This is a genomic window from Paratissierella segnis, from assembly GCF_014385195.1.
GTDB classification, from domain to species: Bacteria; Bacillota; Clostridia; order Tissierellales; family Tissierellaceae; genus Paratissierella; species Paratissierella segnis.
The window spans coordinates 203905-223964 of sequence record NZ_JACRTG010000016.1; the positions used below are offsets into that span (position 1 = coordinate 203905).

At 34.0% G+C, this 20060-nt stretch carries 18 protein-coding genes and 1 other annotated feature; of the genes, 15 read left to right on the plus strand and 3 right to left on the minus strand.

The window, feature by feature from the left end:
• Positions 1-1062 carry an FAD-binding protein gene (locus H8707_RS06210; RefSeq protein WP_262429262.1) on the minus strand — a complete coding sequence of 354 codons (1062 nt, stop codon included), beginning with the start codon at positions 1060-1062 and terminating at the stop codon, positions 1-3.
• A 391-nt stretch (positions 1063-1453) separates the two neighbouring features.
• On the opposite strand from H8707_RS06210, the gene H8707_RS06215 reads away from it, so the two are divergent.
• From H8707_RS06215 to H8707_RS06265, 11 genes are all read left to right on the plus strand, one after another.
• Positions 1454-2338, plus strand: coding sequence for a VIT1/CCC1 transporter family protein (locus tag H8707_RS06215; protein WP_262429263.1), 885 nt, complete (start codon positions 1454-1456; stop codon positions 2336-2338).
• Positions 2339-2446: 108 nt separating this feature from the next.
• Complete coding sequence (locus tag H8707_RS06220) at positions 2447-2980, plus strand: spore coat protein (protein ID WP_262429264.1); 534 nt, start codon at positions 2447-2449, stop codon at positions 2978-2980.
• 174 nt (positions 2981-3154) lie between these two features.
• Positions 3155-4216: a Leu/Phe/Val dehydrogenase gene (locus H8707_RS06225; protein WP_262429265.1), complete on the plus strand. Its 1062-nt coding sequence runs from the start codon at positions 3155-3157 to the stop codon at positions 4214-4216.
• A 124-nt stretch (positions 4217-4340) separates the two neighbouring features.
• Positions 4341-4598 (plus strand) — a binding site (T-box leader).
• A 121-nt stretch (positions 4599-4719) separates the two neighbouring features.
• The gene (locus tag H8707_RS06230; protein WP_262429266.1) at positions 4720-5238 is read left to right on the plus strand and encodes a tryptophan transporter; all 519 of its coding nucleotides are present in this window, start codon (positions 4720-4722) and stop codon (positions 5236-5238) included.
• Between the two features lie 213 nt (positions 5239-5451).
• A complete protein-coding gene (locus H8707_RS06235; protein ID WP_262429267.1) occupies positions 5452-5898 on the plus strand; it encodes an Hsp20/alpha crystallin family protein in 447 nt (148 codons plus the stop codon).
• 101 nt (positions 5899-5999) lie between these two features.
• On the plus strand, positions 6000-6965 hold the full coding sequence (locus H8707_RS06240) for an ABC transporter substrate-binding protein (RefSeq protein ID WP_262429268.1): 966 nt from the start codon (positions 6000-6002) through the stop codon (positions 6963-6965).
• A gap of 70 nt (positions 6966-7035) precedes the next feature.
• Positions 7036-7689, plus strand: a complete 654-nt coding sequence (locus tag H8707_RS06245; RefSeq protein ID WP_262429410.1) for an ABC transporter permease — start codon at positions 7036-7038, stop codon at positions 7687-7689.
• 9 nt (positions 7690-7698) lie between these two features.
• Complete coding sequence (locus tag H8707_RS06250; RefSeq protein ID WP_262429269.1) at positions 7699-8271, plus strand: ATP-binding cassette domain-containing protein; 573 nt, start codon at positions 7699-7701, stop codon at positions 8269-8271.
• Positions 8272-8471: 200 nt separating this feature from the next.
• Positions 8472-8969: an NADH-quinone oxidoreductase subunit NuoE gene (gene nuoE / locus H8707_RS06255; protein WP_262429270.1), complete on the plus strand. Its 498-nt coding sequence runs from the start codon at positions 8472-8474 to the stop codon at positions 8967-8969.
• Entirely contained in the window at positions 8966-10546 is a 1581-nt protein-coding gene (gene nuoF / locus H8707_RS06260) for an NADH-quinone oxidoreductase subunit NuoF (RefSeq protein WP_262429271.1), read from the plus strand. The genes nuoE and nuoF overlap by 4 nt, the downstream gene beginning before the upstream one ends.
• Before the next feature lie 13 nt (positions 10547-10559).
• Entirely contained in the window at positions 10560-12293 is a 1734-nt protein-coding gene (locus H8707_RS06265; RefSeq protein WP_262429272.1) for an NADH-dependent [FeFe] hydrogenase, group A6, read from the plus strand.
• Positions 12294-12385: 92 nt separating this feature from the next.
• Here H8707_RS06265 and H8707_RS06270 read toward each other — a convergent pair whose 3' ends face one another.
• On the minus strand, positions 12386-13345 hold the full coding sequence (locus H8707_RS06270) for a LysR family transcriptional regulator (RefSeq protein ID WP_262429273.1): 960 nt from the start codon (positions 13343-13345) through the stop codon (positions 12386-12388).
• A gap of 191 nt (positions 13346-13536) precedes the next feature.
• Here H8707_RS06270 and glsA point away from each other — a divergent pair, with 191 nt between their 5' ends.
• The 3 genes from glsA to splB all read left to right on the plus strand — a co-directional run bounded on the left by glsA (position 13537) and on the right by splB (position 17141).
• The gene (glsA, locus tag H8707_RS06275; RefSeq protein WP_262429274.1) at positions 13537-14463 is read left to right on the plus strand and encodes a glutaminase A; all 927 of its coding nucleotides are present in this window, start codon (positions 13537-13539) and stop codon (positions 14461-14463) included.
• A gap of 95 nt (positions 14464-14558) precedes the next feature.
• Positions 14559-15989: an alanine/glycine:cation symporter family protein gene (locus H8707_RS06280; protein ID WP_394354646.1), complete on the plus strand. Its 1431-nt coding sequence runs from the start codon at positions 14559-14561 to the stop codon at positions 15987-15989.
• A gap of 129 nt (positions 15990-16118) precedes the next feature.
• On the plus strand, positions 16119-17141 hold the full coding sequence (gene splB, locus H8707_RS06285; RefSeq protein ID WP_262429276.1) for a spore photoproduct lyase: 1023 nt from the start codon (positions 16119-16121) through the stop codon (positions 17139-17141).
• Between the two features lie 45 nt (positions 17142-17186).
• Here splB and H8707_RS06290 read toward each other — a convergent pair whose 3' ends face one another.
• A complete protein-coding gene (locus H8707_RS06290; RefSeq protein ID WP_262429277.1) occupies positions 17187-18785 on the minus strand; it encodes an amidohydrolase in 1599 nt (532 codons plus the stop codon).
• 303 nt (positions 18786-19088) lie between these two features.
• Here H8707_RS06290 and H8707_RS06295 point away from each other — a divergent pair, with 303 nt between their 5' ends.
• Positions 19089-20054, plus strand: coding sequence for an SAM hydrolase/SAM-dependent halogenase family protein (locus tag H8707_RS06295; RefSeq protein ID WP_262429278.1), 966 nt, complete (start codon positions 19089-19091; stop codon positions 20052-20054).
• Positions 20055-20060: the final 6 nt, after the last annotated feature.

Genomic DNA, 20060 nt, shown 5'->3' on the forward strand with positions numbered 1-20060 from the left:
TCATTTAATGCTTAAAAGACCTGACTTCATTGCTAATCGTCTAAGAAAAGGATTATACATAGCGGGAGATTTTATATTTTTAAAGAGCAGGTTTAATTTTATGTCACCTACTTGCTTTTTATATCTATCTAAAAATCCGTCTATTCCCTGTTCCAGACTCTGAGCTAAGTATAAAGAGCTCTTTAATGCATAGCTGATTCCTTCTGCGGAGCTGGGGCTAATTGCCCCTGAAGCTTCCCCAATCAAGGCTATTTTATCTGTGCCTGTATAAAATTGTGATACCTTCTTGGGTCTATAGATATATGCGCTTTCTGTTTTTATTTTGTCGTCGAATCTAAAGCCCATATGGGTTAATTTTGATTTCAACATATCATATTTTTCCTTCGGATTCTCTTTAGGTCTAAGGGCAGAACCCAATAAAAGATAATTTTCTTTAGGTATTATCCATGAGTAAAAGTCGGTAATTTCTTCATCAAAAATTGCAGCATAATATGGAATATCATCTGTGCATTTAAACCATTCCTGAATTGAGAGATATCTTTCAGGCATGTTTATATCATTGCTAATAGACCTTCTTACTTTGGAAAAGGCGCCATCAGCACCTATTATGACTTTTGCCTTTGCAGATATTTCTTGCCCTTTATCAATATATCTAACTTCATATCCTCCAGGTATTTCCGCAAAGCTTTTAAATAGAGAGTTAAATTTTTTATCAACATTAGCGGGAATTAATGAAATGAGCCATCTATCAAATTTTCCCCTATCCATATTAAAATAAAATTTTTGATATAGCCTTTCCAGATTATTAGTCAAATCAATGGTTCTTACAGCAAAGAGTTGGGGGTCGACCAAAACATCTTTAGGCGTTCCTAAACCTAACTTTGCAATCATTTTTTGTGCATCCGGTGCTAGCAATCCTCCGCAGCATTTATTTGAAATATTTTCGATATTTTCATTTTCCAGATTCCTTTTATCTAATAATAAAATTTTATATTTATTTGCTATTAATCGCGCAAGGTTAGCTCCTGCAGGGCCTGACCCTACAATGACAATATCATACATAAATTCACCTCTATATATCACTTTTATATTTCAAGATTTTATCGGGTTGGCACTTTTATGTTGAAAGGCATCATACTTAATTAAATATATTATATTTCGGTATTTATTGTTTGTCAATAAATAATTATCTATTAGGAATAAAAGAATATTAATATTCAAGATTATTTATATTACAATCATTTATTGCACATTTTTATAATAATTATAAAAATCAAATTTGACAATCATGGCATTGAGAAGATAGTTTTAAGAATAAAATCAAGATAGCGATTACGTTGATATTCATTTATATAGGGTATATAATATTTATGAAGGTTACCATGTAATATACTATATTAGAAGAATAAAAGGAAATTATAATAATTAATAAGCTAAAGAAATGGAGGTTATTATGGTAAATAATTCAATATCAGATCAAACAAAACAAACAATTTTAAAGCTTCAACAAAAAGAAATTACAGAACAAGCTATTTATATTAATTTATCAAAACGACTTAAAAAAGAATCCGACAAGGAAATTTTATTAAATATTGCAAAAGAAGAGGGCATGCATAGCGAGATTTGGGGAAGATATACTAATAAAGAATTGAAACCTCAAAGATTTAAAGTGCTTTTTTATTCTTTTTTAAGCATAATCTTTGGATATACTTTTGTAATAAAATTAATGGAAAAAGGAGAGGTGGGCTCCCAGAATGCATATTTGAAATTATCTGAAGAAGTGCCTGAAGCTACTAGAGTCTATCACGATGAGCAAATGCACGAGCAGTCACTAATTGGAATGCTTGATGAAGACCGTTTACAATACGTTGGTTCCATGGTACTGGGTCTTAATGATGCATTGGTAGAGTTGACGGGAACTTTGGCGGGATTAAGCTTTGCATTACAGGACAATAAACTGGTAGCACTATCAGGGTTGATAACCGGAATATCAGCAACATTTTCAATGGCATCTTCCGAATATCTATCTGCTCGTTCCGAGGACAATTCCGATGCGAAGAAGTCAGCTTTATATACGGGAATTATGTATATATTTGCTGTGATTGTAATGGTGCTTCCATATCTGCTCTTTCCAAGTGATAAATATGTACATGCGTTGATTACCATGCTGATATTGGTGGTCCTTATAATATTAATATTCACCTATTATATATCCGTGGCAAAGGATTTGCCATTTAAGAAGAGATTTACAGAAATGGCTACTATAAGCCTTTCAGTAGCAGGCATATCTTTTATAGTAGGGATTTTAGTGAAAAAATTCTTAGGCGTTGATATTTAAGAAGGATTTTTGTGTTTAAGAGATGAAAATATGGATTTAAAATTTCTTTAAAAAGATTTTTGAATAATATTCCTATGATTTGAGAAGATATTCATAGGAGGTGTAAATATGGCAACAAATCTTTCAAAAAAAGAAGAGCTATTATTAAAGGATCAAAAAAGTCACGAAGAGGTGTGCATTGAAAAATATACAAATTATGCTGAGCAAGCTCAGGATCCGGAGCTAAAACAGTTATTTAACCAATATTTATCACAAGAGGAGCAACATTTGAACACGCTAAATCAGATTATGTCAGGGCAAGTCCCCAATCTGCAGGCTCAGCAAGGTGGGCAGAGTGGGCAGCAAGGACAGCAGGGCCAGCAAAGCGGGCAAAATCAAAACAGTCAACAGAGTGGGCAGAATCAACAATACGGTATGCAGTCGTCAAAAAGCACCGGAATGGTGGAACAAAGCGATATCGAGCTTTGCAAGGATGTACTTATGACTGAGAAGTATGTCTCCAACACATATGATACAGCGATATTTGAGTTCAGAGATACTAATATACGGAATGCATTAAACCATATTCAAAAGGAAGAACAGCAACATGGGGAAGGTGTATTCAACTATATGTATAGTAAAGGTATGTATAATGTAGAATAGAAAATTTAGGCCACTGGAGATAAGTTCCAAGTGGCCTTTTTTACATTAATCTTTCCGGTAATTAAATAATTTATATAAATATTGCAAACGTTTTCTGATAAGGGTATAATTAGATTAGGATATGTTCTAATATTAGTAAAGTTGACAATAAAAAGTAATGAGGGGGAGATTATTTTGGAAATATTTGATTATTTAGAGAAATATGATTATGAACAGCTAGTATTTTGTCAAGACCGTAATTCGGGATTAAAGGCGATAATCAGTATACACGATACCACATTGGGACCGGCTTTAGGCGGTACAAGAATATGGGATTATAAGAGTGAAGAAGATGCAATCGTAGATGCATTAAGATTGTCTAAAGGGATGACATACAAAAATGCAACTGCCGGTTTAAACCTGGGTGGGGGTAAAGCTGTAATCATAGGAGATCCAACAAAGATAAAAAGTGAAGAATTATTTAGATCGTTTGGTAGGTACATAGAAGGTTTAGGAGGTAGATATATTACTGCAGAAGACATGAACACTACTACTCAAGACATGGCATTGATAAATGATGAAACCGATTATGTAGTAGGGTTGGAAGGGAAAAGCGGCAATCCTTCGCCTGTTACGGCTTTTGGCGTATATAGGGGAATATTAGCAGCAGCCAATGAAGTCTTTGGAAGCGATGATTTGACAGGAAAGGTCGTAGCAGTTCAAGGGTTGGGGTCTGTAGGTTATGCAGTATGTGAACACCTTGTAAATGCGGGGGCGAAATTATTTGTTACTGATATTAGAAAAGAGAGTATTGAAAGAGCGGTAAATAATTTAGGAGTTACGGCGGTGTCCCCGGATGAAATATATAATGTGGAATGCGATATCTTTACACCATGTGCTATGGGAGCCGTAATCAACGATTTCACAGTTGAACAGCTAAAATGTAAAATAGTGGCAGGCTCTGCTAACAATCAACTAGCAGAAGAAAAACATGGTGAAATATTAAGAGAAAAGGGTATACTTTATGTTCCTGATTTTGTAATTAATAGTGGGGGAGTAATAAACGTATATGAAGAGTTGTTAGGCTACAATAAGGAAAGGGCTATGAAGAGGGCATCGGCTATATATGATGCAGTAAAGAAAGTAATAGAAATCTCCAAGAGAGACAATGTACCAACATTTATAGCAGCTGAGAGAATGGCTGAAGAGAGGATTGAAAAGATCCGTAAGGTAAACTCCATTTATTTGAAAGAATAAATAATGAAAGAATAAATATAATTGAGAATATAAAGAGCAAAAGGAAATTCCTTTTGCTCTTTTTAAAAATGTTGACATATAAAATTATTAGTATTACAATAGTAGAAATTAAGAAAAATTTAAATTAAATTCAATAAGTGGAAGTAGTAGTTAAAATTCAAGGTTATAGAGAGTTGGCGATAGGTGGAAGTCCAATATAAGATTTTTAATGAATGGATCTACTTGAAGTTTGGTGAAATGAATTTCAAATTAGCCAATACCGGGTTTTCCCGTTATAGAAATAGGATATAAAAAAGCTTAGGCTTAGAGTATCTGATGAGTGAGACTCTCGAAGAGAAGTCTAAATAAGGTGGCACCGCGAATAATGTCTTTCGTCCTTTTGATAAGGATGAAGGGCTTTTTTTATGCAAATTATAAAGGCGGTGAGTAGAATGTTGTGAACTGAATTAGATAAAGAAAATTGGAAGCTTATTAATTATAAACGAAAAAGGAGAAATATAATTATGAAATTAAAAAACAATATTTTTACAACATTACTATTAGCCATTGGTTTTATATTACATCAAATTACACCTGGAATACTTGGAGGAATGAAATTTGACTTTCTAGTTGCTTTTATGATTGTATCATTGATTCTAAATCATAAATTTCAAAATGCGATATTGACCGGATTATTAGCAGGTATTCTTTCTGCAATGGCAACTACGTTTCCATTGGGACAGATTCCCAATATCATAGATAAGCTATTAACAAGTATTATTTTAGCAATTATACTTAATTTATTAAGCAAATTGAATATCAATCTAAATACGATACTTGTTGCTCTAATTGGAGGCATAGGTACATTTATCAGTGGAATGACTTTTTTAACATCTGCGTCTTTTATTTCAGGATTACCTGCTCCTTTGTTATCGCTAATTATTACGATAGTTATTCCAACCAGTCTTTTAAACACGATAGGGACTGTGTTTATATTTAAGATAGTAAAATTATCATTACGAGCATCAGGCGTAGATATTTAGACCGTTAGGTGACGACCTGCCTTCTATTTGTAACTTTTTAGCTTATAGGAATAAAATTTTGATAAAAGAAGAAGATATAAGGTGAAGAAAAAAATTTAACTTTTCTATCTTAAGTGGTTGACATAATATTCCTAAAGTGGTATATTATAACTAGCACTCAAGGAGAGAGAGTGCTAACAAGATCTTTAAAATAATAAAAAGGAGTTGTTAAATATGGCTGGAATAGTACCGTCTAACAGAAGGAATAGTGTATTTAGTACAGGTTTTGATGATCTTTATAATGCCCTAGACGACTTTTTTTTCAATGATAACTGGCGTAACAATAGAATCAGCAGTATTGGGTCATTCAAAATTGATATTCAAGAAAATGATAACGAATATGTAGTAGAAGCTAAACTTCCCGGCGTTAAAAAGGAAGAGATAGGTATAGACTTAGATGAGGGAAGATTAAATATCTCAGTAGCAAGAGAAGAAAATGTAAATGAAGAAAAGAAAAACTATGTATATAGAGAAACTAAACATAGTTCAATGAATCGTAGTATTTATTTGGAAAATGCAAAATCAGACGGAGTAAAGGCTAAACTTGATAATGGTGTTCTTTACATCAAAGTACCAAAACAAGAAAAACCTAATACTAGCAGAAGAATAGAAATTGAATAAAAATTATTTAAAAGAAAAAGCCATTGGGAACGTTTCCCAATGGCTTTTCTTCTTTAAACGTATTTGCATTTCGTGTATAATAGCTAATGGAGGAGATAAAAATGAAAAAGGGAATATATATATTAGTATTTTTAATGATACTATCATCAATGGTGGGATGCAGTACAAAGGAAAATGTTCAAACTACTATTAGAGTTGCATCGCTTAAAGGACCAACATCTATTGGACTTGTAAAGCTAATGGAAGATAATAAAAATGGTGAGTCAAAAAACAAATATGATTTCTTTATGACTGCAACCGCAGATGAGATAGTTGCAAAACTTGGGAAGGGAGAGTTGGATGTAGCTGCAATACCGGCAAATTTAGCCTCTGTACTATATAATAAGATGGATGGTAAAATTTCTGTTGCAGCAATCAATACCCTTAGCGTATTATATATCGTAGAAAATGGAGGTAATTTAAACTCTTTAGAGGATTTAAAGGGAAAAACCATATATTCAACAGGCAAAGGTACGACTCCGGAACATGTTCTTAATTATGTCCTAGAGGCAAACGGGATTGACCCTGAGAAGGACGTAAATATTGAATACAAGTCTGAGGCTGCTGAAGTAGCTACGCTTTTGGCAAGTGAAGAAGATGTAATTGCATTGTTACCGCAGCCATTTATCACGGCTTCTCAAATGAAAAATGATAACATTAAAATAGCATTTAGCATGGAGGAAGAATGGCAGAAATTAAACCCTAATGAGTCTCAAGTAACCGGTGTAGTTGTTGTCACGGATGAATTTCTTGAAAAAAATCAAGAAGCGGTATCTACATTTTTGGAGGAATATAAAAAATCTGTTGAGTTTGTAAACTCAAATGTTGACGAAGCAGCAAAAATGGTAGGAGATTTAGACATAATTCCTGAACCTGTAGCAGTAAAAGCAATACCCTTATGTAATGTCGTTTTTATAACAGGAGATGAGATGGAAGAAAAACTGGGAGGATATTTGGCGGTACTACATGGCTCGGATCCAAAAAGCGTAGGAGGTAATTTACCTGATGAGGAGTTCTATTTCAAATAAGAGAGATTTAATAAAAAAAATCTACGCAAGTCTTTTTTGGATTATTCTTTGGTATCTAATTAGCAATATTATGAATAATAAGCTATTACTACCTTCTCCAATAGATGTATTTATATCTTTGGTCAATCTTTTAAATACTAAGGATATATATATATCAATAGCAAATACATTTATAAGAATTATCACAGGTTTTTTTCTGGGTTCAATTCTGGGAATTATTTTATCGATATTTTCATATAAATTTATTTTTTTTAAAAGTCTGATGGAGCCTCTTATCTTAATGATTAAAGCCACTCCGATTGCATCGATTATAATACTGGCTTTAGTATGGATAAGTTCAAAGAACCTTTCGGTTTTCATAGCTTTTCTAATGGTACTTCCTACGATGTATACTACCATTTTAAAGGGACTGGACAGTACGGACGAAAAAATGCTTGAAATGGCAAAGGTTTTTAAAATAAAAGGATGCAAGCTGATAAGATATATTTATATGCCTAGTATCAAACCTTACTTAATAGCAGCGGCTAGTTTGGCATTAGGATTAAGTTGGAAGGCAGGAGTCGCTGCCGAAGTAATAGGGCTTCCCTCCGGAACCATAGGGGAATCCCTTTATACTGCTAAGATATATTTAAATACACCGGAGTTATTCGCTTGGACATTCTTAATTGTTGCTATTAGCTTTATTTTTGAGAAATTATTTATTTTTTTATTGAATCGAATTTAGGTGAATGATATGAATATAGATCTGATAAATATAAATAAGTCTTTTGATGGAGAACAGGTAATCAACAATTTTAATGGGATAATAGAAGAAAATAAAATTACATGTATTATGGGAGAATCCGGAATCGGCAAAACAACGTTGATAAATATGATTCTAGGTCTGGAAAAACCCGACAGTGGAAAAATCCTTGGACTAGATCAAAGAAAGATTTCGGCCGTTTTTCAGGAAGATAGACTTTGTGAGGAATTTAACTGCATACAGAATTTACGTATTGTATGTGACAGAAATATAAGTGATAAGGAATTAACAAGATTGTTATACTCTTTAGAACTTGGTGAAGTTATGTATAAAAAAGTTTCTTTATTAAGCGGTGGAATGAAAAGAAGATTGGCTATAGGAAGAGCTTTGATTTTTGATGCGGATATAATTGTTATGGATGAACCGTTTAAAGGATTGGATAGAGAACTGCACGCTAAAATTATTGAATTGGTTAAGAAAAAGGCTAAAGGGAAAATTCTTATTGTAGTTACTCATAGCATGGAAGAGGTTAAATCATTGAATGCTAACCTAATTGTTTTGTAGAAAATCTATTGAAATTTCTGCAAATTAATGTTATATTATTAACTATTATGTTTTGACATGTAATTTTTTTAACATTGATAGTTAATAAAATAACAAATTAAGCATGAACTATAAAGTTTTTCAACCAAAGATTCATTTGACTCAAGGTGTAATAATTTTTACATATATTTATTTAATATTTAGACTTAGGAGGTTGGCTTATGGAATTCAAGTTTGATAAAGAAAAAAATAAAGAGAACATTGAAAAGTTTAAAAAGACAGTCCAAACTTATAAGGACACAAAGGGAGCATTAATACCGGTACTCCAAGGCGCACAAGAGATATTTGGATATCTTCCCGTTGAAATATTGCAATTGATATCTGTGGAATTAAATATTCCCATTTCGGAAATCTATGGTGTGGCAACATTTTATTCCCAGTTTTCCTTTATACCTAAGGGAGAGAACATTATAAGTGTTTGTTTAGGAACTGCCTGTTATGTAAAGGGAGGGCAGGAAATATTGGAGGAATTTGAAAATCAACTTGGAATAAAAGCGGGAGATACAACGGAGGATATGAAATTCTCAATAACTTCAACCAGGTGCGTTGGCGACTGCAGTATGGCACCGGTAGTTTTAGTCAATGATGACGTCTATCCAAGGCTAAAGAAAGACAAGGTTAAAGAAATTATTCTTAAGTATGGTGGTGTTGCTAAATGATTACAACGGAAAAATTAGAAAAAATTAGACAAGAACATAGGCCTATATTGGAGGAAAGGCTCATTAAAGAGGATAAGGTTGTCATTAAGGGTGATGAAATATTATTAAAAGGAAATTATTATAAGAAGCAATATAGAATTGCCCTAAGGAATTGCGGAATTGTTGATCCGGGAGATATTAGAGATTATATAGCCATGGATGGATATAAAGCACTCTCCAAAATATTAAGAGAAAAAGAACCTAAGGATGTAATTGAAGATATGAAAGCTTCAAACCTTAGGGGCAGAGGAGGCGCAGGGTTTCCTACCGGCAGAAAATGGGAAGAATCTTTTAAAAAAGCATCAGATAAGAAATATTTTATTTGCAATGCAGATGAAGGGGATCCCGGTGCATTTATGGATAGATCGATCCTTGAAAATGACCCTCATGCAGTACTCGAAGGGATGGCAATCGGTGGCTATGCAGTCGGCTCTGACCAAGGATTTATCTATGTAAGAGCCGAATACCCAACGGCAGTTGAGTCATTGAAAAAGGCAATAGCACAGGCTAAGGAATATGGGCTTTTGGGAGAGAATATCCTTGGGACCGGATTTAATTTTGATATAGAGCTAAGATTGGGTTCAGGCGCATTTGTATGCGGAGAAGGAACTGCGCTAATGGAATCCATTGAAGGCAAGAGAGGTATGCCCAGGAAGAAACCTCCGAGAACTTCCCATGTTGGATTATGGCAAAAACCTACTATTTTAAATAATGTAGAGACTTTGGCTAATGTGCCTGTTATTATGAATAAAGGTGTGGACTGGTTTAGAAGCATTGGCACAGAAAAATCTCCGGGAACAAAGGTATTTGCACTTGTAGGAAAAGTAGCTAATTCCGGTTTGGTTGAAGTACCTATGGGGACCTCTTTAAGAGAGATAATATATGATATCGGCGGAGGAGTACAGGATGGAAAAGCCCTCAAAGCAGTGCAAACCGGAGGTCCATCAGGAGGCTGTATACCGGCTTCACTTATTGATACTCCTGTGGATTTTGAGTCCCTTGCCAAAATAGGCTCAATTATGGGGTCAGGTGGAATGGTAGTAATGGACGAGAATACATGCATGGTTGATATTGCAAGATTTTTTTTGGAGTTTACTGTGGATGAATCCTGCGGGAAATGTACCCCTTGCAGAATTGGAAATAAAAGAATGTTGGAGATCTTAACAAGGATGACCAATGGTACTGCTGAAGAAAGGGAAATTGAGGAATTAAAAGAGTTGGCTGAGATAATTGAGGATACAGCCCTTTGCGGTTTAGGGCAAACATCGCCTAACCCTGTATTATCTACTATAAGATATTTTTATGATGAGTATGAAGCTCATGTAATGGACAGAATATGTCCTTCAGGTGTATGTAAAGCTTTACTTAGGTACAATATATCGGATGATTGTATTGGTTGTAGAAGGTGCGTTAAGGTATGTCCTGTTAGCTGTATAAGCGGGAAGGTAAAAGAAGTTCACGTTATTGATCAGGATAAATGTATAAAATGCGGATCATGCTATGATGTATGTCCTAAGAATGCAATTAAAATAGGATAGGGGTGAAAAAGAAATGGTTAATTTAAAGATAAATGGAAGAGAAGTAGAAGTTCCCGAGGGAACAACAATACTTGAGGCAGCTAAGAAGCTTAATATAAAAATACCAACTCTTTGTCATCTCGATCTTCATGACATAAAGTTTGTAAATCAATCTTCTTCATGCCGCATATGTGTCGTTGAGGTTGAAGGCAAAAAAAATCTTCAGACCGCGTGTTCAACTGCTGTATCAGAAGGGATGAATATAAGAACTGACTCAAGACGTGCTGTAAAAGCCAGAAGAACAGTATTGGAACTTTTACTATCTAATCATCCGAAGGATTGTCTTGTGTGTGCAAAGAATCACGATTGTGAACTTCAGAAACTTTCAGCTGATTTAGGAATCAGAGAAGTTAGATATGAAGGTGAAATGAATGATTTTCCTATTGATAACAGCAGCTTATCAATAGTAAGAGATCCTAATAAGTGTATTTTATGCAAGAGATGTGAAACCATGTGCAATAATGTACAGACCGTTCATGCATTATCTGAAATTGGGAGAGGGTTTGATACTGTTATTGGGACAGCCTTTAATCTGCCTATGCATGAATCAAATTGCACCTTTTGCGGACAATGTATTGCAGTATGTCCAACGGGAGCTTTAACTGAGGTAAATAAAATATCTAAGGTATGGAAAGAAATCAATAGTGATAAGGTAGTAGTGGTTCAAACCGCTCCGGCGATAAGGGTTGCCCTTGGAGAGGAATTTGGAATGGAACCGGGGACTCAAGTTACCGGTAAGATGGTATCAGCATTGAAACTACTTGGATTTGACAAGGTATATGATACTGATTTTGCAGCTGATTTGACTATTATGGAGGAAGCTACAGAGCTTATGCATAGATTAAAGCACGGAGGAAGGCTGCCAATATTAACAAGCTGCTGTCCGGGTTGGGTTAAGTTTATCGAACACAACTTCCAAGATATGTTGGATATACCGTCAACCTGTAAATCTCCACATGAAATGTTTGGGACATTGGCTAAGACCTATTTAGCGGAAAAAATGGGGCATAAACCTGAAGATATAATAGTTGTATCCGTGATGCCATGTGTGGCTAAAAAATATGAAGCAGCTCGACCAGAACTTGGTCTCGGCGGTACAAAAGCAGTAGATTATGTTTTAACCACAAGAGAACTTGCAATTATGATTAAAGAATCAGGTATTGATTTTGCTAATCTTCAAGATGAAGAATTTGATAATCCATTGGGAGAATCTTCAGGTGCATCTGTCATATTTGGGGCTACGGGCGGAGTTATAGAAGCTGCATTGAGAACAGCTTATGAGTTTATGACAGGTGAGACTCTTGAAGATGTAGAATTTCATTCTCTGAGAGGAATGGATGGAATCAAGGAAGCCAGCGTCACAATAAATGGAGAAAAGATAAATATAGCTGTATGTCATGGACTTGGGAATGCAAGAAGTATTCTGGAAAAGATACAAAGGGGAGAAGCGAATTATCATGCTATTGAGATTATGGCGTGTCCCGGAGGATGCATAGGCGGCGGAGGTCAACCATATCATCACGGTGATATGTCTATACTTAAAAAGAGGATGCAGGGTATATATAATGAGGACAGAGGTAAAGCAATTAGAAAATCTCACGAAAACCCTATGATTAAGAAGATTTATGAAGAATATATCGGAGAGCCTTATGGGGAAAAAGCTCATGAACTTCTCCATACCAGATATATACCAAGAAAAAAGATGTAAATGTCATTGGGGACTGACAGTCCCCAAGATGATTCATAGAAATTGATAAAAAAATTATTTAAGACCATTGTAGTCTGTTCTTACGACAGTTTTCAATGGTCTATAATTTTATCATCCTTTTGTTTGCTAGATAATTTACGATATCTTTCAGAGACATTATATATAAATTCTAAGGTCGTATCATTCAATTGGATATTTTTTTTTGTTATTACATCAAATAAGAGGTTTTTTTCACAGTATTCAATAGGAACAGATATTACATTGAACATGGATTGCTGTTTATCGAATTCGAGAATTCCTATAGTGTAAAAATTGCTGATGGATATAAGATTTAATAGAGTTGAACGTCCATAAACATAGATAATTTTGTTTGAGTTGTTAAGGTCCATATGGTGCCCTTTTTTTACGATATTATATATAAAGTCTTCATATTGGCCAAGGTAGCGTACAAAGCCATAATTTTTAAGAGCATCTAATGTTACTTTTTCTCCTTGTTGGATCAATTCATGATTCTTAGATATACAGATTTCAGGGGTAAACTTTGCTATCGTCTTATGTTCCAACCCATTTTTTTCGAGGATTGCATGGATGTTTTTGGATTCATGAATGTCATAATGGATTATACCTACATCGGTATAGCCATTTGCAACATCTTCTATTACGTCCCTTGTGGTTCCTTCGTTAAGTAGATATGTGAATCCGTCAAGTTTATCCTTTTTACTGCATACTTCATTGAAGCTATCCATAGTGTGAGTAAACTTAGTCATTGATACTCGCAATTTGTCTGAAATTTTAATATTAGTAGGTGTAAATTCTTTTAAAGCGTCTATCTCTTTTATGATTACTTCCGCATGCTTCAAAAAATGTTTTCCAGCAGAGGTAAGAGTAACTCCTCTATTGGTACGATCAAATAATTCAAAGCCAATGGAATTTTCCAAGTCTTTAATTATATTACTTAAATGAGGTTGTGATATGTACAATTTAGTAGCTGCTTTGTTAATGAATCCACATTCTGCAACAGTTACAAAATCTTTTAAATGGTTAATATCCAAAAATATGCACCACCCATAGCCAAAATTTATGTTCATATAATCTTAATTAAAGTTTATCATATTGTTAATTAATTAGTTATAGTTTATACAAATAATAGATATAAGTTTTAAGTATTACCGGATATTTACAAAAGGAGATACTATATAGGTGTTGGAATTAAATCAAATAGATTAGGGAGTATGTTTATAAAATGGAATTAACAAATATAGAGACAATTTTAAATGATGCATTAATACATAGTAGTAAGTATATAGACGATGGCAACGTTGCTACATATATTCCGGAATTGGCAAAGGCGGATAAAAATCTGCTGGGAGCAAGTATAGTTACCATAGAAGGTAAGAGATATCATGTAGGGGATTGGCATCAGGAATTTACAATTCAAAGCATATCTAAGACAATATCTTTGATCTTTGCTCTTCATAATCTTGGACCGGAAATCGTATTTAATAAGGTGGGGATGGAACCCTCAGGTGATCCCTTTAATTCTATAATCAAACTTGAAACTAAAAAATACCCTTCAAACCCCTATATAAATGCAGGCGCAATTGCGGTAGCTGGATTAATCTCCGAAAGATATTCCTTTGAAGATTATCTAAAATTGGTACGTTTATTTTGCGGAAGAAATTCCATTGAAGTAGATGAAAACGTATATATGTCGGAAAGCAAGACAGGTATGCTGAATCGTTCTTTAGCCTACATGATGAATAGTAGCGGAGTACTTGAAGCGGATGTTGAAAAGACATTAGATTTCTATTTCAAAATGTGCTCAGTTAAGGTAAATTCCAATGATTTAGCAAATTATGCGGCGATATTGGCAAATGATGGATTAGATCTCAAATCGGGGGATAGACTAATAGATAATTCCATTTTAAAAATCGTTAAATCCCTAATGCTTACTTGCGGCATGTATGATGGCTCAGGAGAATTTGCAATTAGAGTAGGCATGCCTGCTAAGAGTGGTGTCGGAGGAGGAATACTTGCTTTTGCCGAAAACAAGCTGGGTATTTGTGTTTTTGGACCGGCTTTGGATTCTCAAGGCAATAGCATAGGTGGCTACCATATGCTTGAATATCTATCCAAGGAATTAGGGCTTCACTATTTTAGTGGGAAATAAAATATTACAACATATGATGAAGAGAAAGAAGGTGGTTTATGTAAGCTATATATCAAAGTAGTAATACAATATCATATGTTATTAAAAAGGGAGGTATTTATTTGTACGCAAAATTTATAGGTAGTTTAAGCGGATTTCTTTATACTTATTTATTGCCATTACTCTTGATTGGCGGTGGATTATACTTTTCATTTAAGACAAATTTCGTTCAATTAAGGCTTCTAAAAGACTCCATAAAGGTTATCGGAGAACCTGCTGAAGATGAGAAATCAATTTCCTCATTTCAAGCCTTAATGGTTTCTACAGCTTCCAGAGTTGGAACAGGGAATATTGTAGGGGTATCCACAGCTATAGCTTTAGGAGGGGCAGGAGCAGTATTTTGGATGTGGGTTGTCGCTATTTTGGGAGCGGCATCTGCTTTTATTGAAAGTACTCTTGCACAAATTTATAAGAAACGAGATAAGGATGGAGGTTCCTATGGCGGACCTGCATATTATATTGAAAATGGATTAAAAAACAAAACTTTAGGAATGATTTTTGCGGTTATTTTGATTGTTACTTATATGGTAGGATTTAATATGTTGGCTGCTTATAATGTAAGCTCATCATTTAGTACTTATAGTTTTTGGAATCCGAAGGTAACACCGATAATTATGGGTATAATTTTAGCAGCACTAACAGCTCTTAGTATTTTTGGCGGAGGGAAAAAATTAAGCCAAATTACTTCACATCTCGTTCCCATTATGTCAGTAGCATATATCATTGTTGCAATCGTTGTAATAATAAAAAATATAACAATGATTCCGGGAATATTTGCAGATATATTCACCCAAGCATTTGATTTTAAAGCTATTTTTGGTGGTTTTACCGGATCCTGTGTCATGTTAGGATTAAAAAGAGGACTATATTCCAATGAAGCAGGTATAGGATCTGCTCCAAATGCAGCAGCAGCGGCTGATACATCACACCCGGCTAAGCAAGGACTGGTTCAAATGATGTCAGTTTATTTAGATACGATAATTATTTGTACAGCAACTGCGTTTATGCTATTAGCTTCTGGTGTTGTTCCAACTCCTGAGATGGCAGGTGCACCATATAATGTGGCTGCGCTGCAAGCTAACTTTGGAAACTTTGGTCAGTATTTCTTCTCATTTGCACTATTTTTGTTTGGATTTACAACCCTTATAGGGAACTATTTCTATGCGGAATCTAATTTGAATTATGTTCTTGGTAAAAAGCCAAATAAGACTACTTTGACAATTTTCCGTGTAGTGGCAGTTCTGGTAGTATTATTTGGACCAAAACTTGAATTTGGTGTAGCATGGGATACGGCAGATGTATTGATGGCATTCATGGCAATGATTAATATCCCTGCAATTTTCATGTTAAAAGATTCTGCAATAAAATGTATGAAGGACTATAGTGAACAAAAAAGGGCAGGGAAGAATCCGGTATTCAAGGCTTCTTCTATAGACCTTAAAGATAAGGTTGATTTCTGGCAAGATACTGTGAAGGCAAACAAATAGATTGATTGATTTTAAAAGACCATTGGGACATGACTGTTTCCAGTGGCCTTTTTACCGTCATGTATACTTAAGGCTAATTTTCATATACTAAGGTTAAATAAATTTTTAAGAAAACAAAGGAATGGTTTAATGAAATTATTTATGCCGGAAAGAGTAATATTTGAACCATCTAGTCTTAAGTATCCACTGGGTGTAGAGCTCTATGACTTCTTTACAAACAATGATATCGAAGTTATTAAATCCACATCAAATAAGACTTCTAGCTTTATACCCGGAATTACACCGATAACAAAGTATACTAATTCTAAGAAAACTATTTTAATAACAACAATGAAAAATAAAAAATTAGATTTTTGCAGTCCATCTGCAGATTATCAATTTTCTCTAGTAAGTAATTGTCCGGGCAGCTGCGAGTATTGCTATTTACAAACGACGCAAGGAGAAAAACCTTCCATTAAGGTTTATGTAAATCTTGAGGATATTTTTCAAGTTATAAAACAGCATATCAAGGATGAGGGAATAACCACGTTTGAAGTGGCAAGCTTAGGTGATCCGCTGGCGCTCGAACATATTACAGGTAGTTTAGCTAAAACTATTGAGTTCTTTGGTGAATTAGAAAATGCAAAGCTAAGAGTAGTTACAAAATTTAGCAATGTAGATTCATTATTACAACTTAAACACAATGGAAATACTAGGTTTAGGGTAAGTATCAATACAGAAAATGTAATAGATAATTTTGAACATAATACCGCAAGACTAAATGAACGCATTGAGACTGCATCAAAGCTTATAGCTCATAATTATCCTATAGGTTTTATCGTAGCTCCTATTATGGTTTATGACACATGGGAAGAGGATTATAAGGACTTGTTCACTTTATTGTATGAGGGATTTGGATATAAATATAATCATGAGGAGATTACATTTGAGTTAATTCAACATAGATTTACTGCAAGAGCCAAAGATATGATTTTACAAAGATTTCCCCATACAAAATTGGATATGGATGAGGAAAAACGCATGTTAAAATGGGGTAGATATGGAAGATTTAAATACGTTTATCCTAAAGAACAATCTTGCGAAATAAAAACATTCATTTCATCATTGATAATGGATAAATTCCCCAATGCTAAAATAGAATACTTTACTTAATCGGGTCACTGGGATTATCTGACTGTCCCAAGTGACCTTAATAATCTATCTTCTGTATACAAATTCTCCATCAATCATAGTCATCTCTACTTGTATATCTTTTATATGCGCTTCATCAATTGTAAATATATCTTTGTCCAATACTATTAGATCAGCTACATATCCCGGTTTTAATCTACCTTTAAAGTTTTCCTTAAATTCATTGTAGGCACCGCCATATGTGTAAGCATCGATTGCATCTTCTACACTCATTTTTTCTTTTGGGTAGAAACCATTTGCTGGGTTTCCATCCAAGTCCATTCTAGTTACTGCACAATAAATATTGGGGAAGGGATTGCAGTCTTCTACCGGAGAATCTGTACCAAAACTTATAGGAGCTCCCAGTTCTCTAAGGCTATTAAAAGCATATGATGTACTGGTTAATTTTTCTCCAACCCTTGATTTTACTATTTTTGTATCATAATCCAAGAATATTGGCTGATACATAACACAAATATTTAAATCCGCAATCCTCTCAAGCTGTTCTCTGCTGGTTATTTGACAATGTACTATTCCATGACGTAAAGGGTTTTTACATCCATTCATAGTTTTTTCATATGCTCTTATAACACTTTCAACTGCTCCATCACCAATAGCGTGAGTAACTACTGTAAATCCATTAGCCGTAGCTAAATCACATAGATCTTGTAAATTCTTATCACTTAATGCTTCTATACCTTTGATTCCTTTAGCATCCTTATAATCATTTAACATTAGAGCAGTCCTAGCTCCAAGGGATCCATCTTTAAATAGCTTTAATGCACCCTTAGATAAGAATTTTTCATCATAGTTTTCGGTATTATACTCTGATTTTAAATATTCTTTAAAATCATTTATATCTTGAAAGTTGAATTGATATCTATATCTTAATTTGGTTTTTTTATTCTTATATATATTATTGATTATATTGAAAATTTGATTGTAATTACTTCCTTTAACATCATTTGGCTGAACGGAGGTTATACCTACACTTAATGCATAATTAGCAGCCTTTAAGAATTCCTCTTCGATATCTTTGTCGTTTTTTTCCGGAATTATGGATTGTATAAGACCAATGGCATTTTCACTAAAAATTCCGTTTGGCTTTCCATCATCACCTAGCTCTATAACACCACCGTCAAATCTTGAATTTTCATTTATATTTAGCATCTCAAGGGCTTTGGAATTTCCAACGGAAACATGGCCGCAAATTCTATCAAAGACAATTGGAATGTCAGTAGAAATTTTATCCAAGTCATATTTATTTATTAGACGTTTATCACCGGTGATAAAATAGTCCTGATTCCAACCGCGACCAAATAAAACTTTTAAACCCTTGTTATCTTCAATAAATTTTTCACCTAATTGAATAATGTCGTCAATTGATTTTGCAGATGTAAGATTGCAGCTAGACATTGCTGCACCAACTCCCAATAAGTGTAAATGACTGTCATTAATTCCGGGTAAAACTGTTTTACCTTGTAAATCAATTATTTTGTCTGAATTGAGAGCTTTTATATCCTCATTTTTTCCTATTTGTTTTATTATGCTATCTTCAATCAATAAAGCTTCTTGAAAATTATTCTTTTCTACATAAATCTTTCCATTCTTCAAAATAGTTCTCACTTTACTTCACTCCTTTACATCTGCTTTTCTGCCTCACCTTTTAAGATGAGAATTATTATGAAATTGAATTTATGCTATGATAACATGATTAGTATGTGTACGTCAAATGATTTTAAATATGTGCTGTGATCCTTTATCAAAAGCAAGTAAAAGGGATTATATGTGAAATTAAACAGCGGGATTATAAAATTCAATATAATACAAGTTTTTATGGATCCTAGATGTATAACTCTACCAAATTTGATATAATTAAATTGCGTCTTAAAAGTAATCAATAAAAAAATATATATAGGAGGTTTTGAAATGAAAGGTAAAAAAGATTTACGTAAATTAATTGTAGTGTTTTTATTGGTTCTATCATTTACAATTGCTCCGGTATTAAATAAGAGTTTTGCAGAACCAGAATCTTTGGTAAAGGATACTCGATTAAATGTTAAAACATCTGCATTGGTCTTTCAATCGGATTTTGGAGTAAAAAATAATGCTGTTGCATCAATGAAGGGAGTTGCATTTGGAGTAAATCCGGATCTAAAAATGTATGATTTAACTCATGAAATTGAACCGTTTAATATTTGGGAAGCAGCATATTGTTTAGGCGGAGTAGCAGAATATTGGCCGGAAGGCACAGTTTTTGTATCAATTATAGACCCTGGGGTTGGTACAGATAGAAAATCTGTAGTATTAAAAACAAAAACAGGACAGTATTTTGTAACACCGGACAATGGGACTCTTACTTTAGTTGCCGAGAAGTATGGTATTGAAGAAGTCAGAGAAATTGATGAAGCGGTAAATAGGCTAAAGGATTCTGAAAAGTCCTATACTTTCCATGGCAGAGATGTATATGCATATACAGGAGCTAGACTGGCATCCGGTACAATAACCTTTGAAGAGGTGGGGAAGAAATTACCAAAACAAGTAGTGACTATAAATTATCAAAGACCGGAAATTAAAGATAATGCAATGCATGGGATAATTACAGTTATTGATCAGCCTTATGGAAACCTATGGACCAGTATTCCAAGAGAACTGTTTGAAGAATATGGAGCTAAGGTGGGGGATAAATTAACAGTGAAAATCACTCATGAAGGTCAGGTAGTATATGAAAAGAAAATACCATATGTCAATACCTTTGGGGATGTTGAAGAAGGCGAAGATATAATTTATATGGATTCCGAGCTTAATGCTGCTTTTGCAGTAAATATGGGTAATTTTTCAGAAGAATATGGAATAGATTCAGGCTTTGAATGGGCAGTAAGTATAAGCAAATAAGAAATT